At 32.7% G+C, this 22,747-nt stretch carries 21 protein-coding genes; 1 reads left to right on the top strand and 20 read right to left on the bottom strand.

The features are described 5' to 3' along the window. Window positions 1-42: 42 nt before the first annotated feature. On the top strand, window positions 43-801 hold the full coding sequence (locus JI747_RS07205; RefSeq protein ID WP_225687283.1) for a type III pantothenate kinase: 759 nt from the start codon (window positions 43-45) through the stop codon (window positions 799-801). 37 nt (window positions 802-838) lie between these two features. Here the strand turns inward: JI747_RS07205 and JI747_RS07200 are convergent, their stop codons facing one another. The 20 genes from JI747_RS07200 to JI747_RS07105 all read right to left on the bottom strand — a co-directional run bounded on the left by JI747_RS07200 (window position 839) and on the right by JI747_RS07105 (window position 22,693). Further along, window positions 839-1,021, bottom strand: a complete 183-nt coding sequence (locus tag JI747_RS07200) for a hypothetical protein (protein WP_225687280.1) — start codon at window positions 1,019-1,021, stop codon at window positions 839-841. Between the two features lie 117 nt (window positions 1,022-1,138). Further along, a complete protein-coding gene (locus tag JI747_RS07195; protein WP_225687278.1) occupies window positions 1,139-1,570 on the bottom strand; it encodes a nucleoside deaminase in 432 nt (143 codons plus the stop codon). Next, window positions 1,571-2,095, bottom strand: coding sequence for a hypothetical protein (locus tag JI747_RS07190; RefSeq protein WP_225687276.1), 525 nt, complete (start codon window positions 2,093-2,095; stop codon window positions 1,571-1,573). Between the two features lie 162 nt (window positions 2,096-2,257). Next, complete coding sequence (locus JI747_RS07185; protein ID WP_225687274.1) at window positions 2,258-3,178, bottom strand: helix-turn-helix transcriptional regulator; 921 nt, start codon at window positions 3,176-3,178, stop codon at window positions 2,258-2,260. A 247-nt stretch (window positions 3,179-3,425) separates the two neighbouring features. Then, window positions 3,426-3,974: a hypothetical protein gene (locus JI747_RS07180; protein ID WP_225687272.1), complete on the bottom strand. Its 549-nt coding sequence runs from the start codon at window positions 3,972-3,974 to the stop codon at window positions 3,426-3,428. 116 nt (window positions 3,975-4,090) lie between these two features. Next, window positions 4,091-4,588, bottom strand: coding sequence for an SMI1/KNR4 family protein (locus JI747_RS07175; RefSeq protein WP_225687270.1), 498 nt, complete (start codon window positions 4,586-4,588; stop codon window positions 4,091-4,093). Window positions 4,589-4,615: 27 nt separating this feature from the next. After that, a complete protein-coding gene (locus tag JI747_RS07170; RefSeq protein ID WP_225687268.1) occupies window positions 4,616-4,924 on the bottom strand; it encodes a hypothetical protein in 309 nt (102 codons plus the stop codon). A 2-nt stretch (window positions 4,925-4,926) separates the two neighbouring features. Continuing rightward, a complete protein-coding gene (locus JI747_RS07165; protein WP_225687266.1) occupies window positions 4,927-5,277 on the bottom strand; it encodes a hypothetical protein in 351 nt (116 codons plus the stop codon). A 33-nt stretch (window positions 5,278-5,310) separates the two neighbouring features. Beyond that, window positions 5,311-5,673, bottom strand: a complete 363-nt coding sequence (locus JI747_RS07160; protein WP_225687264.1) for a hypothetical protein — start codon at window positions 5,671-5,673, stop codon at window positions 5,311-5,313. Window positions 5,674-5,785: 112 nt separating this feature from the next. Next, window positions 5,786-6,283: an SMI1/KNR4 family protein gene (locus JI747_RS07155; protein ID WP_225687262.1), complete on the bottom strand. Its 498-nt coding sequence runs from the start codon at window positions 6,281-6,283 to the stop codon at window positions 5,786-5,788. A 198-nt stretch (window positions 6,284-6,481) separates the two neighbouring features. Continuing rightward, complete coding sequence (locus tag JI747_RS07150) at window positions 6,482-6,835, bottom strand: hypothetical protein (protein WP_225687260.1); 354 nt, start codon at window positions 6,833-6,835, stop codon at window positions 6,482-6,484. Window positions 6,836-6,846: 11 nt separating this feature from the next. Further along, window positions 6,847-8,640: a toxin glutamine deamidase domain-containing protein gene (locus JI747_RS07145; protein WP_225687258.1), complete on the bottom strand. Its 1,794-nt coding sequence runs from the start codon at window positions 8,638-8,640 to the stop codon at window positions 6,847-6,849. 2 nt (window positions 8,641-8,642) lie between these two features. Beyond that, window positions 8,643-8,966, bottom strand: coding sequence for a hypothetical protein (locus JI747_RS07140; protein ID WP_225687256.1), 324 nt, complete (start codon window positions 8,964-8,966; stop codon window positions 8,643-8,645). Between the two features lie 53 nt (window positions 8,967-9,019). Beyond that, window positions 9,020-12,757, bottom strand: a complete 3,738-nt coding sequence (locus JI747_RS07135; RefSeq protein WP_225687254.1) for a hypothetical protein — start codon at window positions 12,755-12,757, stop codon at window positions 9,020-9,022. Window positions 12,758-12,781: 24 nt separating this feature from the next. Further along, complete coding sequence (locus JI747_RS07130) at window positions 12,782-14,197, bottom strand: hypothetical protein (RefSeq protein WP_225687252.1); 1,416 nt, start codon at window positions 14,195-14,197, stop codon at window positions 12,782-12,784. A 20-nt stretch (window positions 14,198-14,217) separates the two neighbouring features. Next, window positions 14,218-17,841, bottom strand: a complete 3,624-nt coding sequence (locus JI747_RS07125; protein ID WP_225687250.1) for a hypothetical protein — start codon at window positions 17,839-17,841, stop codon at window positions 14,218-14,220. 296 nt (window positions 17,842-18,137) lie between these two features. Continuing rightward, window positions 18,138-18,308 (bottom strand): hypothetical protein, encoded by a 171-nt coding sequence (locus tag JI747_RS07120; RefSeq protein WP_225687249.1) that lies wholly within the window; start codon window positions 18,306-18,308, stop codon window positions 18,138-18,140. Between the two features lie 290 nt (window positions 18,309-18,598). Beyond that, on the bottom strand, window positions 18,599-19,636 hold the full coding sequence (locus JI747_RS07115) for a patatin-like phospholipase family protein (RefSeq protein ID WP_225687248.1): 1,038 nt from the start codon (window positions 19,634-19,636) through the stop codon (window positions 18,599-18,601). Window positions 19,637-20,005: 369 nt separating this feature from the next. Beyond that, window positions 20,006-20,431, bottom strand: a complete 426-nt coding sequence (locus JI747_RS07110; protein WP_225687247.1) for a hypothetical protein — start codon at window positions 20,429-20,431, stop codon at window positions 20,006-20,008. A gap of 3 nt (window positions 20,432-20,434) precedes the next feature. After that, window positions 20,435-22,693: a hypothetical protein gene (locus JI747_RS07105; protein WP_225687246.1), complete on the bottom strand. Its 2,259-nt coding sequence runs from the start codon at window positions 22,691-22,693 to the stop codon at window positions 20,435-20,437. Window positions 22,694-22,747: the final 54 nt, after the last annotated feature.

The following is a 22,747-nucleotide window of genomic DNA, read 5'->3' as shown; positions in this document are numbered from 1 at the left end:
GGTCTTTCTGTTATTAAGAAAGCTAGATTGAAACATAAATCAATGAATTCAATTGTCATAAACGTTGGAAACAGCAATATAAGATTTGGTCTTTTTAATGGTGATAACTGTGATGTTTCATGGGTAATCAATACAAAACCTTACAGAACGGCAGATGAGCTATTTGTTCAAATGAGTATGTTGTATCAGACCTATAAAATTGAACCTAAAGAAATCAGCAAAGTAATCATCGGTTCAGTTGTTCCGCAGCTTACCAAAGTGATGAGTTCTGCGATCAAGAAAATACATGATGTTACTCCTGTCATTGTTGACAGAACTACACCTTCTGAAGTTCAGGCGAAGTCAAAACAGATGGGAACGGATATTTATGCCAATCTTGTTGCGGCGCACAATCTATATCCCGGCCGTAAAAAGATCATTTTAGATTTTGGAACAGCGCTTACTGCAAGTTGTGTTGCTGAAGATGGAGAAACTTTGGGAGTTATTATCGCTCCGGGAATTGTGACTTCTCTGAATTCCTTAATCAGCCAGACTGCGCAGCTTCCGGAAATCGAATTAAAAAAGCCGAAATCGGTTTTGGGTTTAGATACCGTAACCTGCATGCAAAGCGGAATGGTATACGGGTTTTTGGGAATGGTAGAAGGATTTATAGACCGAATTAATGATGAGGTAAATGATGAGTGTTTTGTTGTAGCAACAGGTGGTGTTTCTCATGTTTATAAGCCTTTGACGAATAAAATTCATATTGCAGACAGATTACATACCCTGAAAGGACTTTATTTTTTAGGGAAGGATAAATAAAACAGAAAGCAGCTTTATAAAAGCTGCTTTCTTTATTTTATAGACCACCTGTACAAGAATCACATTCTTTTAATGGATAAGTCCAGGTACCATCTCCATTGTCAATAGGAAGAATTCTGCATCCAATTTTTCTTACACCATTGTCATCAATGTAAAAACACTGATCTGGGCGGATTCCGCCATTAACTTTAGCTGTTTCTTTTCTTGATAATTTTCTCATAGTAATTATTTTTAGTTTGAATTCAATCAAATGTAATAAATAATTCAATATAAAGTGATAAAGATAAAATTATTTTTAATTAAAATAGAGTTTGTTATCCCATAGAAAATAAGGAAGTTATCTTTTAGATTTAAAGAATTCTTTTACAATGGAAGAACATTCGTTTTCCATGATTCCGGTTATGATTTCCGTTTTTGGGTGGAGAGAAAGGTGTTTATTGATGAATCCTCTCTGTTCGTCTCTTGCTCCGATGACTACTTTTGAAATTTGTGACCAGGAAAGCGCTCCTGAACACATTACACAGGGTTCTAATGTCACATAAAGTGTGCAGTCTTTTAGGTATTTTCCGCCTAAAAAATTAGCAGCAGAAGTAATGGCCTGCATTTCTGCATGAGCAGTTACATCATTTAATGTTTCGGTAAGATTGTGTGCTCTTGCAATAATTCTGTTATTGGAAACGATAACACAACCAATGGGAACCTCATCTTTTTCTAAAGCAATTTGGGCTTCCTGTAAAGCCATTTTCATGTAATATTCGTCGGTAAACATTTATTCAATACTCATCGTTAAAGGAAGTTTGAAACTAAACCTCACCGATTCACCGTTGATGGTTGCCGGAGAGAATTTTTCAGGAATAGAATAGAGGGCAATCTCGGCCTGTCTGTTGAAGGTGAAATTATCTCCCTGAGCCATTACATTGCTGATACTTCCATCTTTTTCTACAATAAAATCAACATTGGCTTTAATTGTTTTTGTTTCGGAATATACGGCTGGAGCATAGAAAATCTGAGCGACTTCCTGCCTCAAAGCATTGATACCGCCTGGATAATCTGCATTTTTGGTTACAACTGAAACTCCTTTTGGCTGTGTATTGGATAATTCTGTTTTTTCACCTTTCTGATTGATTCTTTTCAGATCTTCCAGATTTTTTACCCTTAATAAAGCTCCGATCATGGCAACATTTTCAATGCTGTCCATCTTTTTCATAAACAACAGGTAATCCTGCTTTATGGCTGCTTTGGTGAATGTATTGGTTTCTGCATCAAATTTCTTTTTAAACTCGGTATTGAGCATGTTTCGATGCTGATTGTAAAAATTTTTTACGTTTTTAAATTCTTCTGTCTGTTGGGAAAAACAAAAAGAAGAAATAAGGCAAAACAGACAAAAGAATATAGGTTTCAAATTGAAATATTTATGTAAATGTAATCAAAAATAATCAAAATTTCCCACACTTTTTTATTCGTTGAGATAGCTGTTCAAAGACTGTTGCAGATGATTACGGATCTCATCAACTAAGGTTTTAGGTTCTAAAACCCGTACTTCTTTTCCGTAGGAAAGAATTTCCTGCATAAAGTCATAAGTAGGGTGGAGGAAGAACTCAAAATAGATTTCTTCGGGAGTTTCTTTCAGTTCTTTCTGAGACTGATGCAGCGGAAAACTTTTAATGTATTCCCCTTGATGTCTGCTGCACTTCAGAATAATTCTTTCTGGGTTCTGTTCTGAAAGATTCATCACACCGAAAGCATTTTTAAAATGTTCCCTAAAATTGTATTTGTATTTTTCGCGGTATTGCTTCTCACTGACATCAAGATAATTGATTCGGTCTAATCCAAAAGATTTCAGCATTTTATCTTTGGTGTCAATAGCGATCAAGTACCATCTGTCTTTGGATTCTTTTAAAGCTAAAGGATGAACTTTTCGGGAAGTCATCAGTTTGTTTTTGTAATTGTAATGTTCAAAAGAAACGATTCTTTTGTTTCGGATGGCGAAAAACAAATCATAGAAATTTTCAACTCCGGTTGGTTTTCGGCTTTCAAAAAAGATGAAATCGGCAAAATCCGGATGCGTATTCATCGCGTTGCTTACCTGAAAAGATTCGAGTAATTTCTGGTTGTATTCATCAACCTCCATGATCGGTCGACTTTCGATATAATACCGATTATCCCCCTTCTTTTTATTGTGAATGGAAAGATTAAAAAGATCCGAAATCTCCCGAATATCCCTCTGCAACGTACGGATAGAGTAGCTCTTGATATCTGCATCCTGAAATTCGAAAGAATTGAGTAGATAGTCCTCCAGCTGCGAATAGGTAGCCGGAGAACTTTCTAATCTTTTTATAATTAAGGCATATCTTGTCAGGTAAAAATCTTTTTTCATTCGGGTGTATTTATGTTGCAGCTTTGCTGCGTTTTATTGAACGCAAGCGTTTCATGCTAAAAGTTTCTATGACAAATATATGGGCTTAATGCGACAAAAGGTGTCGTGTTTCTTTAGTTTTTGTTCATCAATGCTAAATTTTCCAATCAATCAATCAATCAATGCTCTGCTTACATTCTGGTAAATTTATATAATTTGATTTAGTAGATTAATTAAGCAGCCATTTCTGACTGTTTAATTATAACTATTACTGTCCGTAATCTATAAATGAATCTTTATCTATAAATACCTGAAAAGTAGTATCTGTGATTTCTATTCTCAGAATAGGACTGTGGTTTACAGTAAAAATTGTTTTACCGTTGTGGTTATTTTCTGTAAACTGCTTACCCTGCAATGCAATTTTCACATTCGTGTTTAAACCTGAAAATGGAACTGAAAATTTTAAAAATAAATTATCCAAATACTCTGTATCTCCACCATATGTCATCTTAACTCCATATCTGAAATCAAATTTTAGACTTTTTATATCTGATCTTTTTGAGTTTTCTTTTTTTGTATCTCTGTCATAAGAAACAATACCACTCCAAATAGGCATTGGATTAGCATATCTTTCCTTGAAAACTTTTATGATAATAGTTATTAATTCATTCAAAGAACTTTTATATATTAATTCTTCTAATTTTTCTTCTTTTTTAAGATTTTCTTGAGCATTGGGGTCAAAGTCCCCATCTAACATTGTCCTATATTTTATAGGCGTTATATAATATAAAACCTCTAAATCTTTTTCTGTTATCATATATTTTAGTGTAATTTGATGATATGAAAATAATTTTTAAAGAGCGATTTATGGACTCTGAGAGTATTAGATTTATTATTTTGATACCTCAAATAGGAATCTGCATACAAGGCATACTAATCTAAGTTATTAAAAGGATCTTTTCCGTCTTCTAAATAGAGTTCCAAAAATTCGGACAAACTATTTGTAAGTTTGGGGAAGTTGTTTGCTGTCTGGCCTTCCTGATAACCATAGACGACAGGATTATCACCGTCGGTTAGTTTGAAAAACGCGAAAATATACCCTTGTGATGAAAAAAAAATAAAAACATTATCATTGATCTGAGGGAGCATACCTAATTTATCATCATCTAATAGCTGTTCTATTAAACCATCTTTGTTCGTATGATCCCCATATACATTATCAAAGAAAATAGATTCACCAACAAAACCACCTCTTGAATGATCATCTTTTCTATCCATATCATACCCGAAATTTTCTAGAAATTCCTTGTAACACAAAGGCAGCTTTTTTCCAATCTTTTGTTCAAGATTATTAATTTGATTTGATGAACATCCTTTATATATTGCACCCCATCCTTTTAATATTTTTTCAATTTTATTTAAATATTTCATTTTTTATAATAAAGATAATTGAATGTTTTATTTTTCCCAGGCATAATTTCCATTTTTATCAATCTCAATCTTAGCTTCCTCAGGAAAGATTAATACGGATAATGGTTTTCCGTCTTCATCATTTACTGTTATGATGTAATTTCCATACATTTCATTAGGAGAAAATCCTTTTGAATAATCATACCATCCAACCCAATAATTCATATTCAATTCATTATCTTTATCTTCTTTCTTCCAAAAATTTAATTTTATAGGATACTGGTCATTATGATCTAATTTTAAATCTTTATAAACCTTAGCTATAGTTTTTTTTATCTGATCTTCTGTATGTTTCATGATTATTTATAATCAAATCTATTTTCATCAGGATACCAGTAAAGGTCTAAACTTGGTGTCATTGTTCCATTTTCATAGTCTTGGATATAGCTTGCTAGACTGCCTGCAGTACCAAAACAAACGACTCTTCCTGATTTTTTTTCCACTAAAAAAGGAGCTGCACCTACCAAAGATTTATTAAAATTTCCAGTTAAAATATATTCTTTAGAATCATAATAATAAATATTGCCATACGGTTTTTTGATAATTTTATCTGTTTCTACCATCACTTCAATATCTGCTCCCCCAAAATGTTCTCCTTTACTTTTTAAATAGCGTTCCGCTATGATTAGCATTTCTTGATCTGTTAACATAGTTTTTAATTAAGAAGAATTTTGGAATTATAATTATCCAAAATTTATATATTCATAATCCTTAAATCTAATTAATTTTAGCTGATTTAAAATAAAATTTGCTCTTTCGCTTTCCCATTCACTTTCTATATATTTTAAAATATTACCCCATTCTTTTATAATCTCCTTAAATTCATCTTCTTCAAAATCATGAGGGAATTTCCAATTACATAAATTGACCATTTTATGTTTTTCAAATAAAGGCTGCCAATATTCATGAAAGAAATCATTTGTGGAAATGGGAATCTCTTTTATAGACCCATTTTTTGCTTTTGCTATTATACTATATGACATTTCTTTTTTTAATCGTAATATTTCAGCATGTACGGCTTTTTGAATTTCGGTTTCTGTTAACATAATTTTAGTGTAATTTGATGATATAAAAATAATTTTTAAAGATTTATTTATAGACTCTGAGAATATTAGACTTATTATTTTGATACCTCAAATTGGAATCTGCATAGGCATACTAATCTAAGTTATTAAAAGGATCTTTACCATCTTCTAAATAGAGTTCTAAAAATTCGGACAAACTATTTGTAAGTTTGGGGAAGTTGTTTGCTATCTGGCCTTCCTGATAGCCGTAGATGGGTGGATTATCTCCTTCATTTAATTTAAAAAAAGCATATGTATATCCTTGATGGCTACTAAATACAAAAATATTATTATTAATCAGAGAGAGTAAGTTTATTTTATCATCCTCTTGTAATTGTTCTATCAAACCATCTTTGTTCGTATGATCCCCATACACATTATCAAAGCAAATAGATTCACCAACAAAACCACCTCTTGAATAATCATCTTTTCTATCCATATCATACCCAAAATTTTCTAGAAATTCCTTGTAACAAAAAGGCAGTTTTTTCCTAACCTTTTGCTCAATATTGTTAATTTGATTTGATGAACATCCTTTATATATTGCACCCCATCCTTTTAATATTTTTTCAATTTTATTTAAATATTTCATTTTTTATAATAAAGATAATTGAATGTTTTATTTTCGATATAATCCGTTGAATTTGTTGTAAATAATATTTTTCTAAACCGAAAGTAATATAACATTTCTATGATAAATATATGGGCTTAATGCGACAAAAGGTGTCGTGTTTTATTTTTATTAACTAAATTGAAAGGTTATTATAAATTAATCAGTAATTATCTAGCTTTAAATGTTTACTGGATCAAAAAATCCATCTTGGTCTTCTTCTAATTGTAATAATTTATTTTTATCTTTTTTATATAATGTTATATTTTCTTCAGTCGAAATGGCTGTCATCATTTTGTACATGTTGAGAGTATCTTTTTCAATGATTATAGGACCATTTCCTGCTAAGAAATTAGAAAAATCGTCTTTAATATTTTTAACTTGCCAATAGAATATCCATCCAAAAGGATGGTTTTCTGTAAGGTCATCATAGATTATAATATTAGGCTCTCCCTCGTCGTTCCAAACCATTAAGTTATTTTGATAATCTACGAAACGTTGCATTTTTGCTTTTGCTTGTTCTTTTGTGTACATAAAATAATTTTTTAATTTGTCGGTAAAAACTGATAATAATCATAAACTAACTTTGCCCGTTTGCCGATTTGCCCATCAAGATATTTAATTACTCCTTTTTCATTAATTACGTTAAAATAATGTCCAACATTTTTACCCTTTTTAATTCCGAATATGATTCCTCTTTTACCAGGCTGTAAGTCTTTAGTTAAGTTACTTAGATCTTCTGACCAATTTGTAAATTTAGCATTAAATTCTTTTTCTAAAATAGAGGGATAGGCCCCCTTTTCAAAAGAAGCATAGTTTTCCCATTTTCCATTTCTAAATCTTCTTTGTATGGTATAGGGTAGGGCAGAAGCGGGCCTACCTGCAAGTGTGGCATCCGTTGCAATTGCTGTATTTAAACAATTGTATCTACCTTCTTTGAAATTTATTTTCCATATTGCGAATAGTTTTTTACTTGTTCCTCCTTCATATCTAAATTTCTCCAGAATTTCATCTTTCTCTGCCTTTGTAAGTTTTCTGGTAATCCCGTTTTCTTCAATTACTGCTTCATCCAGTTGTTTTTCTAAGTTGGAAAGATTTTGGTTTCCTTCAAATTTAGACATTTCCCCAATGTCTTCAACCATTTTGAGAACCTTTTCTTTTGATCCTTTTAGGAGCGTATATTTTCCTAAAACAAGCTGCCATTCTCCTGCTGTTCTTTCTATGCGTAACCCCATTTTATAAGCCAATAAAATCAGTTCATTCTTTGCAGAAAAATTAGCCAACCAAGCGGATATTTCTCCAATTGCTTCTACTGCTTTTCCTGCTTTTCCTATTTTAGGAGTAGGTAAAAAGAGAGAAAGGATCATACTCATTTCATAACACTGTTGATAGGAAAGTCTGTATATTGAACCTTTGCTATTTTCAAAATCATATGCAGTAAGAATGTCTCCTAGTTCTTGAGGGGTCATCATAATAAAATCTAGTATGAGTCTAAGAAACTGTTTAAATGTAGCTCTGTCAGTAAGTATTTGGTAAATACTGGGGAGAAGCATTGTAAGCCCATCCGCAGTGTCTACTAATGCATTCCAGAAACCGCAAAATTCTGCATTTATGGCATATATCCAATCAACCTGTTTTTCTTTTATTTGATAATATTCTAGGTCTTCTTTTGAATACGTATATTTTTCTATAGGAATAGTAGTATTTACTCCGATTGCTTTTAGTAATGCACCATTTAAAATTGGATCAAATCCATTAACATCCGGTAAATAAGATTTTTCCGAGAGCCGGTATTCTTCGATTTTTTTTCCAGCATTACGAAATTTATCTATAAAGAACTTTAACGGGGCTCCCATTTCATCAAAAATGAAACCTACAACTTTTTGATAATTATATTCTACAAAAATTTCTTTATCAATAGCATTGATTATTTTTGCTTTTGACAAAGCGTAACGGTTGAAAGTTCCTTTACTTAGATAGATTTCAGCTATGCTATTAGCCAGATCTTGTTTAAAAACATCTAAAACAGGGTTTGTAATTTCTTTTCCTTTGCTATCTTTTATTACATATCCTCCTGTAGAAATTAAATTTTCATTATTCAATTTCAAGCAATCGAAAATATCACTTCCAAGATTGCATGCTACAAACTCTACTTCTTTTTTGTCAGGATTAGAAAACAGTTGAAAAGTCATCAAATTAGAGTCTTCTCCTTCCAGAAACCAGTATGCATTGTTCAGTGTATTTTTAAGTTCATTATAGCTATAATTTATAATACCTTGCCAAGATGTGTATGTTGTCTCTATTATTTTTGTTCGTTTAGTTTCGCACATTTTATCCATGATCATTGATATTTCATGTTAATTTTATCATAGACTTCAGTAAATCCAATTTTTTCCAGATCTATATCATTAAAAAGCTTTTTGGTAGAAATATACTTGCCTTTTTTTTCTAAAAAGCTTCTATATGACCCTTCCTCAGCTTTGTAAAAAGCACTTTCTTTTTTAAAAGGAGATGCTAAGGCATATTCATTAGAATTATTTTTTGAAAATATATTCAAAGAATTGTTAAAAATTTTATCTGATAATCCAGTATTTGAATTATTCTCTTTCAAACTATCATTGAAAAAATTTCCAATAAGAGGATTGTTTAATATTTCTAAACTCATTTTGTGATTTTTTGGTGTTAATAAAAGGCAGAGTTTTTAGGCTCTGCCGGTTTTTATATTATCGAAACATTTGCATTTTCAGATATTTTCAGAAGTTTTCCGTCACCCCATGACATATATACTGCTGTTTTACCTGGTGAAACAATATCTACCATACCATATCCTTCTACACCGATCCTTAAATCAGCGCCTGTTCCGGCGATATTTGAGAACTGATAGTATTGGTTATCCCTTAAATGATTGATATTAACGGAGCCATTTGAACTGCCATCAAAAACAATATTATATTTTTTAACACGGGTATCATCCAAGTCGATAGGAGTACTGTCTATGAGTCTATATACTTCTAGTAATTTAAAATCATCATTGTCGTTAACAACATGTGCTAAATTTGCAGTTAGCTGTTCTAGATTTACTGCATGATCCCCACTTGTAGCAGCAGGTATTGATGGGCTGGAACTAAATGTTTTATTGCCATTAATTGTTTCATCTCCTTCTGCATTCACAAATCTTTCATCTGAAACAGACTGATCAAGATAATTTTGCTGTAAAAGATCTGCTACATAGGATTCTGTAGCATAATTGATATTAGTACCGGATAAAACTCTCCCTTTAGCATCAACATTTACACTATTATAAGTTCCTGCGGAAACCCCGGAATTCGCTAGTGTCATAGCAAAACCAACATTTCCTGAGCCATCAACAGAAGCAGAACCTGTTACATCGCCTGTGTAAGATAATGTTCTTGGTGTTGTCCATTTTGTTGCGGATAGAACGTTTTTAGCAGCATCTGATGTATTGTCTGCATTGGCTAATCCCACATCTGATTTTCCTAATGTAACAATACCAACATGACCGTTGACAGACTGTACGGCTCCGGCAGCAATTTGAGTATAGCTGGAACCTCCCCATCTGTAAGTTAAATTTGTATCCAGATCTACATAAATTTTTCCTGATTCTCCTGTTACTGGAAATGCTGCAAGATTCGCAAATTCTAAGACATCATCTACATAGCTTGGTAAATAAGCGGAAGATATTTTGCTATCAGTTCCTAGTGGAGCAAAACCATTTGCTGTACCTCTTTGAGATTCTGTAATAACGGATGATCCATTTACAGAAATATCTCCATGAACAGATAATCCAGTATTAGTTACAACAGCTTTAGTTGCTCCATTACTAATAAATACATGATTGTTTAAAGAGTTATAATATATATCTGGTACTTCGTCATTACCAATTACTAGTACATTTGTCTGATTTGCATTAAATATTTGATTTCCTGTTAATACAGGTGATGAAAAAGCATTTCCTGTGAAAATTCCGGTTGCATCGATTCTTGCTTTTTCAGTATAAGTAGCACCATTGTCGTTTGAAAATTCAAAAGAATATCCTAAAGAATTTGTACTACTTCCTCTTCTATTTCCTACTTTCCATCTTGTATCATAATGTTGATATTCATGACCTGATACAATACCAATATCTCCCGTAGTATTTCTCCAAACATGAACTGTATTTAAATCTACACCTTCAAAAGTAACAGATGATGAACTAGCAAAACTTTTGTCACCAAGAATATTTTGTGCTACACCATTAATTGTGACAAAATCACCACTAAGTTTATTAAATCTATAATTAATCCATCCTTGAGTTGCAATAGGTACAAGTCCCGAAGTTGTTCCATTATCATAATAAAAATAAGGATATTCTGTACCATCAACTGTAGGGAAATTTCCAGAACTAAATCCAACACCTGTTGCATTTTGCATTGCATTTGTTTTAGTCGCAGGATTAAAGTTTCCTGCATGCCAAACTTGATTTCCTTTGTATAAAAAAGCATCTGGTGCTACTGCTAAACACGTAGAAGCTTCCCAAGGAGATGCGCCCCATCCAATGTAAGAATACTGATAATCCCCACTATTAAATAATGTACCTATAGAAGCAACATTATCTCCTGAACCGTTTTTGTTGAGCCACCATGTACCAGTTGCATTACTGCCTGATGTGATTTGTTTAATTGTAGTGTTACCATATTCATCTATTTTACCTCCGTTTTTCAACTCTAAGGCACCTGAATTAGCATCAATAGAAAGCACTCTACTGTAAGTAGTATTATCATCAGATGAAAAATCAAAACCAAATTTAACTCCTGAAGATGAACTATCACCACCTCGGACAATGCCGTATTTCCAAAAATTCCCATAAAATGTATTTAACCATCCAGAAACAATATTACCGTTTGGTTCTGCTAGATTAAATGATTGAGTATTATTAGCTCCATACGTTTCAGTTCCTAGAATAGTCAATTTAGCAGCATTAGCAAGTGTCTTATCTGCTTCAATTGTTTGGGCTGTATTAATAGTAACATAGTTTCCTAATTGAGAGGTTTGAGCAAAGTCAGAAATAGCTTTATGTCCTCCTCCTCCTGTAAGTACATACGCATCAGAAGAAGTATCTTTAATATAACCTGCTGCTCTTACATCGTCAAATTCAGCCCCATTAATATTCATAAAATAAAACCCATCCCCTCTATATTGAAGTGAACTACCATACAACCCTGGCTGATGGAAACCTATTGATGGATATATTGTGGAGCCATTACCTCTTGTTTCAATTGCTCCTGAATTGAAATTATTACCCGTGGCTCCACCAAAAGATTTCCTTGCTTCAATATCCTGAGGAGTACTTACGGTCACATATTCTGATAAGTCGGTTGCTAATGCAAAATCACTCATAAGCACATGATCACCAGCACCTCTTAATAAATAATCATTACTTGACCCCGCTTTATAATACCCCTGCGCGACTAAATTTTTATATCCAGTTGAATCTTGGTTTAAGAAATTAAAATTGCCATTAAAGGTTAATTGTCCTATATCAAATCCAGAAGAATAAAAAGTTACACCTGCAAATTTGCCTCCAAGCCCTAGAAGGGTAATTGGGTTGTTATCCCAATTTTCGCCTCCTCCGTTTCTTATAAATTGCTTCCTACTTTCAATATCTTGATCTGTATTTAAAGTAACATAATTTGTAAGATCAACAGTCTCTGACAGCTTATCCCAACCTGCTGTGCCTGTATTATTTAGATTAGTGACCCAAACATAATTTGCTCCTGTGTCAAGTAAATTATAGACATCTCCTTCAACATTCCCAGTAGTTGGCAAAGAAGTAAAGTTGTCTACTGAACCTTTAGGTCTGTACACTGCAGAGAATTTAGCATCTACTTCTGTCTTTGAATAAGTTTCTGGTTTTGTATAATAATTTGCTAATGTACTGTTTAAAGCTGTTTGTGAAGTAAAGTTATCTGCTACGTACTTTCTTTGTACATAATGTTGATCACTTGTTGGCTGGATATACTCATTACCTTGTAAACCTGATACATCTACAATTGCTGAAAACTGATCATTAGGAGTCGTTGCAGATATTTCTATACCGGTATCATGATGCACAGAAATAGAAGAAGAGTTATTATCTGTATTATTACGTGATTCAGCAAGTATACTGTTGCCTTCTTGGATAGCTATAACTGCTTCAGAAATATCAGGAGTATTTGAGATAAATCCTACGCTTCCTTCTTCATTGTGGTCTACCTCTATATTTTTCGTTAAAGGTTTTCCTTCCTCTGTCCCTGTTAATGGAATGTAAGACGGTGTTTTTAAATCTCCATTGGAATCAATAGCATAGTCTGTGTAAGTAGCTGCACCTGGTGCAGCTACTTGGTAAATGACATTGTTTTCTCTTTCTTTGAGAGGAGGCAATGCATTTACTCTTATAATTTTTCCAATATTGGACATTGTTTTTATTTTTTAGTTAAAATTTTAATTATAAATTGTTAATCCTTGGTCTGAACTGATTAAACCAGTACCATTTTTTGTTACTATATATTCTCTTTTTGTATAAGGTGCAATAGAACCACCTATAGAAGCTCCTGAAACTTGAAATTGTAACATACCATCACCATAATTTATTAAGGTGAATCTTTGCATAGGCCTTAATGCAGTAGTAACATTAGCGATGGCATCAGAACCTGCAATGATATTAGTTATATCAACGTGTAATGCTACAGGGGCTATATCAGTTGTTGGGTCTGAAAGTGTAAATTCTTGCCACTTATCATCTACATATTTCTTTTGAATAAAATCTTTATTGTCAGTAGGAGTATGTTGTATAGCAGAAGTAATTCCTGCACCAGCATTAGGAGTGATGATTATAGCAGTACTTTCATTTCCAGCTTGTCTTACTACAAATGAATTAGTGTTTAATGTGACCAAACGATTATAAAAATCACCAGTAATTAATCCATATTCATATTTACCTTCATTATTGTCTAGATAATTACCTTCGGTTGCATTATTATATCCAGTTAATCTTGAATTATGTATTATAAGTTTATTAGAATTAGTGTCATTATGTCCCGCTCCATTACCAATAATAATAGAATTTTGACCAGCCATATCCTGACCTGAAAATGCCCCTATTAATATGTTTCTATCATGACCTGCTGTGCCTGCTGTAAAAAATCCAGCTTTGTAACCAATAACAGTATTTAAATTAGTATCTCTATTATAACCAGCGCCATATCCTACCATAACATTTTTGTAACCAGTATATAATGCTCTTGCAGAATTAGCACCAATAAAAGTATTATAATTGCCAGATATACTTTCTGTTCCTGCATAAGTACCAATTGCTGTATTTTCGGTTCCTATTGTAAGGCTAGATGCAACATAATTACCAATTCCTGTATTTCTTTCACCTGTAGTTACATTATACAATGCATTGTCTCCAAAGGCATTATTACCTTGCCCTATTGTTAGATTATATAATGACTCAACTCCAAAAGCGTTATTATAACCTCCAGTAGTTTGGTTTTTTAAAGCACCGATACCAAATCCATTACTTCGTATAGCTGTTGTCGCAGGATTCATATCCCCGAAAGAAACAGAGTAAATAGGAGCCGGAAAATGTTTTAATCTGGCTGGTCTATCAGATGTGGGATTAAACAATACATCTTTTGTGGATTGTATATCACCAGTAACAGGTGTATCAATATCAGTACCTGTTAAAGGAATACCATTATTACCTGACTGGGTTTTTAAATCTCCATTGGCATCAATGGCATAGTCTGTATAAGTAGCTGCACCTGGTGCAGCTACTTGGTAAATGACATTGTTTTCTCTTTCGTCGAGAGGAGGCAATGCATTTACTCTTATAATTTTTCCTATATCGGACATATTATTGTTGTTTTTGTTAATTAAGCCCAGTCTCCTGTAATAATTTTTTCTTCGTCTCCGGTTTGAATCCCAAGAAGGTTTTCATTGGGTTCAAAATTGAATTTATCCTCAGTGATTACCTCAGAAGGAACTTCAAAATCATCCGGATTTTCTGTGGTAAATGGTAATGCATGAGCGACTTTCAATCCGATACTTTCTGCCTGAAGGATATTCAGGGTTGTAGGAAGTCTTGTTAACCATGCTTTTCCTTGTTTTTCTCCTTTTGGCTGTTTCATTTCATCAACAATAGATAAGTAAAGATCATCACCAATTACAGGAATTTCACCTCCGTTCCATATTTTTCCGGTTGCTAAATAGAATTGTACAACATCTTCAAATCCTGGACGGACTGTTACAACCACTCTTGCCATTCCACTTTGTAAGAAAGATCTGAATAAAGGATCTGTATTTTCTGATTGATAAAGATCTGTCCAGTTTTGTTTATTCCCCCAATAAAAAGGATACAGATAATAAGAAAGATTATCCCATTCAAACGCCTGTTCCATAAACTTTACGAAAGCAGTGTATTTATCTAATTTTGAAGAAAGAGTTGTTTCATAATCTTTAAAAGTACTTCCTTGCGTTAATCCGGATAAACCATAACCATGTGTAGAATCAGTTGCTCTGTCTGCCATGTAGGAAATACAGTTTTTACGTAATACTGTATTTTCAATTTGTCTGTAGAAATTTGGATTTGAATCTTTAATTTCTACTGCCTTGCTCTGCTCTTCAGCAAGTTTGTTATTATAGTCTACTAAGGCTTCTTCATACGCATCAATAATGGCTTTGAACGTTTCTTGTTGCCATTGAACTTTTATGTCATTATCTAATTTACATTCTAAAGAAACACTAAATGCTACCCCTGCTGTATCGGCTGTCTCAATGGAAACTCCTACTTTTTTAGAATAAAGACGATTAAATGTTATTTCTTCATTAATGGTTAAATGAGATTGAGCTTGGGCGATTCCCCTAAGAGCATCTCCTACTGTAATAGTAAAATGAGTCCATTCGTATTTGCTTGGATGAAAAAAATGGCTTACTATTAATCTTGCTTTGTTTGTTGAGTAACCATCAGGAATATCGATAGAATCTGATTTTGCGCTCATTTCGTTACTTGCTTCACCACTGTTTATGCTGAATGCTTTTGTCACATTTGCATAATCTGCAGGTCTCTTAGGAATATCTACATTGTATAGACTTGCCCAGTATTTAAGTACAGTTTCATTTTCTAAAGATCCATAATTAGTTAATTGTAACGAAGATGAGGTTCTAGGATCTTGTGGTTTTACAAGAGTTGTTTGATCCGCTGTTTTATCTACTTTCATTCCCAATAAATGTAGTTTAGCAGGCTCAGGAATCATAAATTCAAACATCATACGCTTCCCATAGTTATAAATTTGATTTTTCATCAATTTATCGACCCATCGGTAAACACCAACTACATGTTTGTCTCCTTTTCTGTTATCAAACCCGTGAGAATTATTTTCTTCAAATTCATCAATAATTTTCTCGATCCTTTCTTCATGTACTTTAGTGACAATTCTATCCATTGCTCTCGCTGTGACATCTTGGGATTGAGTAACAGCCTGTCTAGTGCTTTCTTCTTTGGATTTATGATTGGCATAATTTGCTCCTAGATCTAAAATATAGCTGTCCCCAAATTTCATATGAGCGTTTGCCGATGTTCCAATATCTGTTGCTTCCTGCATCATCTTTGAAATTTCATTTTGCATTTCATAACGATTGGCAGTAGTTGTATCAGTAAGCTGCTCTCTTTCTGTATCTGTAGATGAAGTTGTGGTATTTTCGCTTCTTCTTAATCTTCTTGTAGACTTTTCGCGATATTCTCTTGCCATCACGTTTTCAATATTGGCAACCTCTCCTTCAACATATGCATGAGTGCTTTGCTCTACTTTTAAATAATCGGCAATTCCAATATTTTTAAACCCAAATCCGGAAGGGATAAAAGCATTTTCGTCATCAATAACTACAGGCGGTTCTCCTTCTTCCACTTCAAGATAGAAATTACCCGAGGAGCATGTTCTTGCTTGTATTCCGGTGACAAAAATTTCAGCTATTCTTCCATTGGAAAAGACAATTTTTACTCTCAAAGAGGAGTCCTGAATACTGTAAAAATCTACACCCGGATAATGCATATCGCTTAAGAAAATTGTATTTCCGGTTCTGGATTTCACAAAATAATCACTGTCAATACTTGTTGATGAATTATTAGGAATCAGATTATAGGAAATATAACTTACGTCCCATGATGAGTCAGGAACAGTTATAGCTAAATCTTGAGTATATGCTTTATAAATAAATTTTGGACAAACCTGATAAGTAAAAGGAACCGAAACTGTTCTTGCCACAGGAACAATTACACCGCCAATACTGGTATAAGCTTCTTCATTGCTTTGTGTATTTTCAAGAATTGCAGCATTGAGCTTTTCTACAGCTTCATTCACAGCCAAAGTGACTTCTGCGAATGTATTGATCCCTTCCAAAGATGTTTCAAGATCGGCAATATCTTGCTCAGAAGATCGTTCAGTAAGCGTTGCTGTGGGGTCAAACTTATGCCCGAGAATGTCAAGTAAGGCTTCAAGGTTTTCCGGTTTTAATGAATTAGCCAAAGATTCTGAAGTTACCTCATCTTTAAAATTAAATTCAAAAGGAGGAAGCTTAGGAAATGGGATATCTCTCGGTTGTTGGCAAGGATCTTCCGGGTTGTATTCTGTTTCCGGAGGCCTTACGCCACAATATTCCGCTTTTGCTGCAGCAACGGCTTCATTATATTCCTCAATAAGAGGCTCAATTCTTTCCTGATGAGCTTCATTTTGAATTTTATACTCTGTCTGATATTCTTTATAATATTGCTTTTCAACTACAGAAAGGTTTTTCTTTAAGCCTTCGATTCTGCTAAGTTTTGTTTTTGCCCTAGCGATTTCCTGTTGTTGCTTCATTTCGTCAGTCGGGAAGCTCTCTCTTACTGTATTATCGGCAACTCTTGAAGCGATTTGAGATGAAGAAGAATTTTTATCCAGCATTAATTCTCTGGGAAGAACAATTCTTGCTGATATGGACAATTTGAAATCTTCTTCATTAGTTACAGGTACGATATGCATAGCAAAAAGAATTTGCATCACTACTTCCTTAATGTAAAAATTCTTTTGAGTAACGACCTGATAAATTAAATTATTCCATAATTGAACAAGTTCAGGCGTTGCATAAACAGGAGGAAGAATTTCCTCTTTCTTGACAACAAATTCTGTATAAGTACAAGTACTTTTATTTCTGGCTAGCCATGTTGCGAAATTATAAAGATCACCAAAACTATTTTTTAAATAATTGATATCAGTGATGCATTCAGAAGAAGCTGCATAATTTTCGGCAGATCCCTGTAAGAGTTCTTTTTTTGTTCCTGTTCCTGTTGTAACGGGAACATAAAAATGAGTATCTGTTTTTAAAACATCAGGAATTAAAATAAACCTTTTATCCTGATCTTTGTCATCAGAAAGTTGAGGACTTCTCAGGCTCACAAATCTGAAAAGTGTTTGTGTCGGTGTGTTTTCTGCAATTGGCGTTGCAGGAGTTTCGTTTTCTGCCATTTTTGTAATTTTTGGTTTTAAAAGTTAAATTTTGAAGCATCTTTTATATCAAAATCGCTTCTGTTTTGCCAGTTTTTTTAAGTGGTTTCAAGCAAAATATTCCACTTTTTGTTTATATATTTTCTTCATTGTGTAAACTATTTGGTGTAGTTTTTAGACATAGTTCTGGCTGTCCGGTATTTTGTGAATAGCGAATTCAAAGGCGAATGAGATGGTATTAAATGAATTTGTGTTGTAGAGATGCTTTAAAAGCAATTGCCGAAAGCATCAGAACTATGTTAAAAACAGGAATAGGATTAATAAATATTTTCTTCAATAATATCTTCCTCAAAGTCTTCCCGGAAGAAGCTTTCGAGGTCATTAAGATAATTTTCGTAGTCGATCTCCGCATTTTCAATGTCACTCCATTCTATTGTGTAGAGATTTTCATTGTAAGTTATATTTGAATTATTTTTTGGTGTTTCCATGCTGGGTGTTGAGTTATTTTGGTTACAGTTTGAACAGAATTTTGGCTGTTCAGCATTTTGGAATGTTGAATTCAAAAGTTTGTTTTTTTTTAATTTTTAGAGATTGTTTTTGTGTTTTATTTATACTCCAAAGGTAGAAGTGAGAAGCGACAAAACTTGACGTGATTAAAATAGGTTGGAACAAATAATCATTTTCTTTTTAAGTGTTTTATAATCAGAATGAAAAATAGGGTATTTATTGAGAAGTATAATCAAAATAGCTTATATCTGTATATTATAAGGAAAATAGCTTATGTTTTATTTTTAATTAATTTCTGCACAATTTGATTCAGGATCTCTCTGTTATCATCAATATAACTTAGTCCGGCCTGTATTAAGTTCTCGATGTTTGATCTTTTTACATTGTCCATTGCAGGAGAAGCCTTTTTCAACGAAGGATTTAGTCTATAATAATTTTTCTGATTTCTCGATCCTAATGTCTGAAACATTTGGCAAAGCTGATAATCTACAGTTTCCGCATTTGCTGACATTAAAATATCAATAATAGGATTTACCCAACCGATTTTTCCTGCCTTTTGTAATTTCTTAAAAGAATAAGACTTTGATTCGATTCCGGTTCCGATGGAAACAATAATCATATCATTTACACCTGGATGATTGGCTTTCTGATGATTTTTCAATACTTCGGCAAAAGGAATTTTTCTCGCTTCAGCATACGCGCAAAGAGCCGGATTATTGGCAAACATTCCGCCGTCGATCAAACTAAAGATCTGTCCGTACATCGACTTAATCTGAACCGGTGTAAAATAAGTGGGTGCAGCAGAAGTAGCCCTGCAAACATCTTTCACATAAAAATTGTCAGTGCTTAAATGAGCATTCCATGAGTTGAATAATTTGGCTCTTCTGTTTTCGATATCATAGCTGGTTATTAAACAGGGCTTTATTAATTCTTTAAGTTCTAAATTTCCGAAAAAATCATTCAGATTTTTTTCAAGAGCTTCCTGAGAGATCTTTTCATTCAGCAATCCAAATGGATTCACCAGACGTTCCCAAAAAGAAACCTGAAATATATCTCCCCCTTTTTCAGCATACAATTCCAATCCTTTTTGAATCGAATATTTTGCTTTCCGGTGTTCATCAGGAGAAAGAATAATCGATGCAATCAGTCCTCCTGTACTGCTTCCTGCTACAAGATCAAAATAATCTCCAAGTCTCGCATTCGGCTGATCATGAAGCTGAAGCTGCTCTTCGATGTAGCGTAGGATAATACAAGTGATAATTCCTCTGATTCCGCCCCCGTCTAAAGAAAGAATGGTTGTCTTTTTCATATGATTTTTTACTTTTTTGAAGAAATACTTTGCCACTTTAGATAAGTAAAACCAACAGTTCTTTTAAAAATTGCTATTGGTTTTAAATTGTCATAATGATGCTTTCTGGTGTTTTTCTATATAATAAAGATAACCTGAGAAGGCGACAGAACTTGTCGTATTAAAAAAAATAAACATTCTATAAAAGAGTGTTTATTTTGAATAGAAATGATGGTAGTATATTCTTTTTCTAAAGGTTATAAGATGAAATTGGATAATTGATTATCTAGTGAGAATCATGAGAATTATCTATTATTCTACATATTAGCCTTTCCACATATATTAATCTATAAACCAATTCAAGCTGTAGAATATAGATTTGTTGAACTCTTATGAAAATTTAAATTCAATGGTATTAGAATTATTGGGATCATTAAATTGATTATACAATGATATTGCGGATAAAAGTTTTTTTTCCAGCGATAAGTAGCTTCGCATAAAAGGAGCTTTATATGTTTTGTTTTTGTAAACAATATTTTTATATATTTCTAAATCTTCTGCTTCTTTAAAATTGTGAATATCATTCTCAATATATTCTTCCATTTTTTTTGCAATTGTATCCTTTTCTTCTTTACTGAGTACAAAATCTTGCTCCAGCATTATTTTATTCTGTAAGTCAGGTTTACTCTCTAAGAGTTTAAGCATTAAACCAATAGGTGAATATCCGCCTGTTTCTTTTTTGAATTTTTCATAGTCTTTGGAGAAGCCGGCATCTATTTGTCTTTTTCCATTTTTATAAATTTTTATATTACTCATATTTTACTTATTAAAATTTTTACTATAAATTATTACTGTTACACTTTGATCGGTTTCATCTATATAAACACTTTCATTGGTTAATATAGATATACTACGGTTGCTCATTGTTTTATAAAAGGTTGTTGCTTTCAATGCTTCATTTTTATTTCCGAGTTCATTATATGCTTTCCAAAACTGTTTATATCCTAAGGATGAACCTCCAGGGTAACTATTATATCCGTCGTTCCAGTCTGCCCTTGCAGCTTTAATTTTTTTTCCATGAATTTCAAAACTTTCATCCAAGAATTTTTGTCCAAACCCTCCATAAGGTTTTTTTAATAATTTATCCGGAATCATAAAGTTATACTCAATAACTCCATATTCTGAAAGCTCAGATGTATTAGGTATTTTTGACAATTCATCTGCAAATTTCCATTTTAGAAGGCCTCCATTTTTTGTAATTTCATAAACAATTCCTTTGTATTTTAGATTTGCAGAATATGTTGTTAACTTTTGAAAAATTTCAATGGCAATTCTATTACAAAACTCTTCTGCATTTTTTAAATTTTTAAAAGAAACTTTCCTTAAAAATAAGCTTGCCTTTGAGTCTCTACCTATAAACAGAGACTTATTGTTGTAAATCACATTATATAATCCATCTTCATTTTTACTTACAGACACCCCTTTTGTTGCTAGATCTTCAACAATTTTTTCCACATATTTCTCTGGAGAAGATGCCAAATTAAGAATTTTTCTCCACAATCCATATTTATCACCTTTAATTATAACTTCCTCTATTTCATTTGTAATAATAGCGGCTTGTCTGGCTTCATAGGCTTCTAACTCTTTAATCAATTTTTCTAAGTCCTTTCTAAAGAGTGACCAGTTTTTAGGAATATTTTTTACATTTTTTAAAGATTCTAATAAAGCGGGGCCTTTTGTTAAAATACTATTAATTATTACTCGGCTTAAAAAACCTAAACCCGCCATCAAATAAATAGTATCCCAGTTTTCTACAAACCATTCTCCACCATTCTCTGAGAGAAATTTCCGCACTCCTTCATCCATCATAGCAATATCAGTAAGAGCTAATCCTGCTTCAGCAATTCTTATTAATACCGAAGATGTACCTCCAGAATATACTGTGGCCAAAATAGCAGCTACATCCAAGGTAAGACGAATCATTTTAACCCATGCTTCATGATCTGTATTATCAGCCATATAATAGAGCATAATAGCTGTACTTGGGGCTGTTTTTATAGGGTTTTTTGAAGATTTCTTGATGTCTGTATCTTCAATAATGACTAAATCACAAGGATTCAGATCTGCATCTTCAATAGTTATAATTTCTTGTGAAGCCACTGTTCCGGTACTATAAACCGTTGATGTTTGAGAAACTAACTTTTGGTTAACGATTCTAAAAAGTTTATTTTCTTTTGTTGCATTAAGTTTATTAAACGAATATAATCTACCTTTTAAAAATACCGGTTTACTAAGATCATCACCTTGTAATATGATGAAGGCATTAATTATAGTACTAAAAGCAGATTTTGTATCATAATCACTAATGGTATTATAAACCTCAAGAAGAGTTTTCTGATTTGCTTTTAACTTGGTAATGATCCATTTAATATCACTGAAATTTTTAGCGATATTCATAACTGCTGAACCAGTATCTATAAACCATTTTTCTCCATCATATTGTGAAAGTCGTAATAAATCATTCCAAAGTTGTTCATCTTTCCTGTCTTTTATTGCTGATGGGTATGCATTTTCATAAAGCCAGCTAAGTTTATCATCATCGGACTCTACTCTTGAAAAAGCTTTTCTAAATTCATCATTGATAAAGGCTTCATTTGCAGGTTTTATATTAATATATTTTAGGAGGTTAATAAAATCAAAAGCATTGTACATTTTGAGAATTAATGCGACATCACTTTTTTTGGTAAGGCTCTGTGTATAGTGATAAGTTAGTGTATACTCGATTTCTTCGTTTTGAGTATCAATTTTTATATCATAATTAATATCTTTTCCAGGCTGTATGGTAATATAACCACTTTCAGAACTGAATATTGCATCAATCTTTAGTTCTTTTTCTACTGTACTTAAAGGTAATCTTATTTTGAATGGTATATCAATATCTCCGACATAGCCTGAAAAAAAAGGAGAATAAAAATAATTATTGCTTGCTTCTTTTGTTTCATAGTTTTTAGGATCAAACCAAAGCTCTTTAGTTCGCTTATACACGAGATCATTGACTAATTTTTTTATATCACTCATTTTGTTGTCTTCTTGTTAATTTATTTCTTCAAATTTCCATTTAGAAAACGCCAA

Source organism: Chryseobacterium tagetis (genome assembly GCF_016735585.2).
GTDB lineage: Bacteria > Bacteroidota > Bacteroidia > Flavobacteriales > Weeksellaceae > Chryseobacterium > Chryseobacterium tagetis.
Note: the sequence above shows the minus strand (reverse complement) of the source record. Positions and strands in the feature narration are given on the sequence as shown.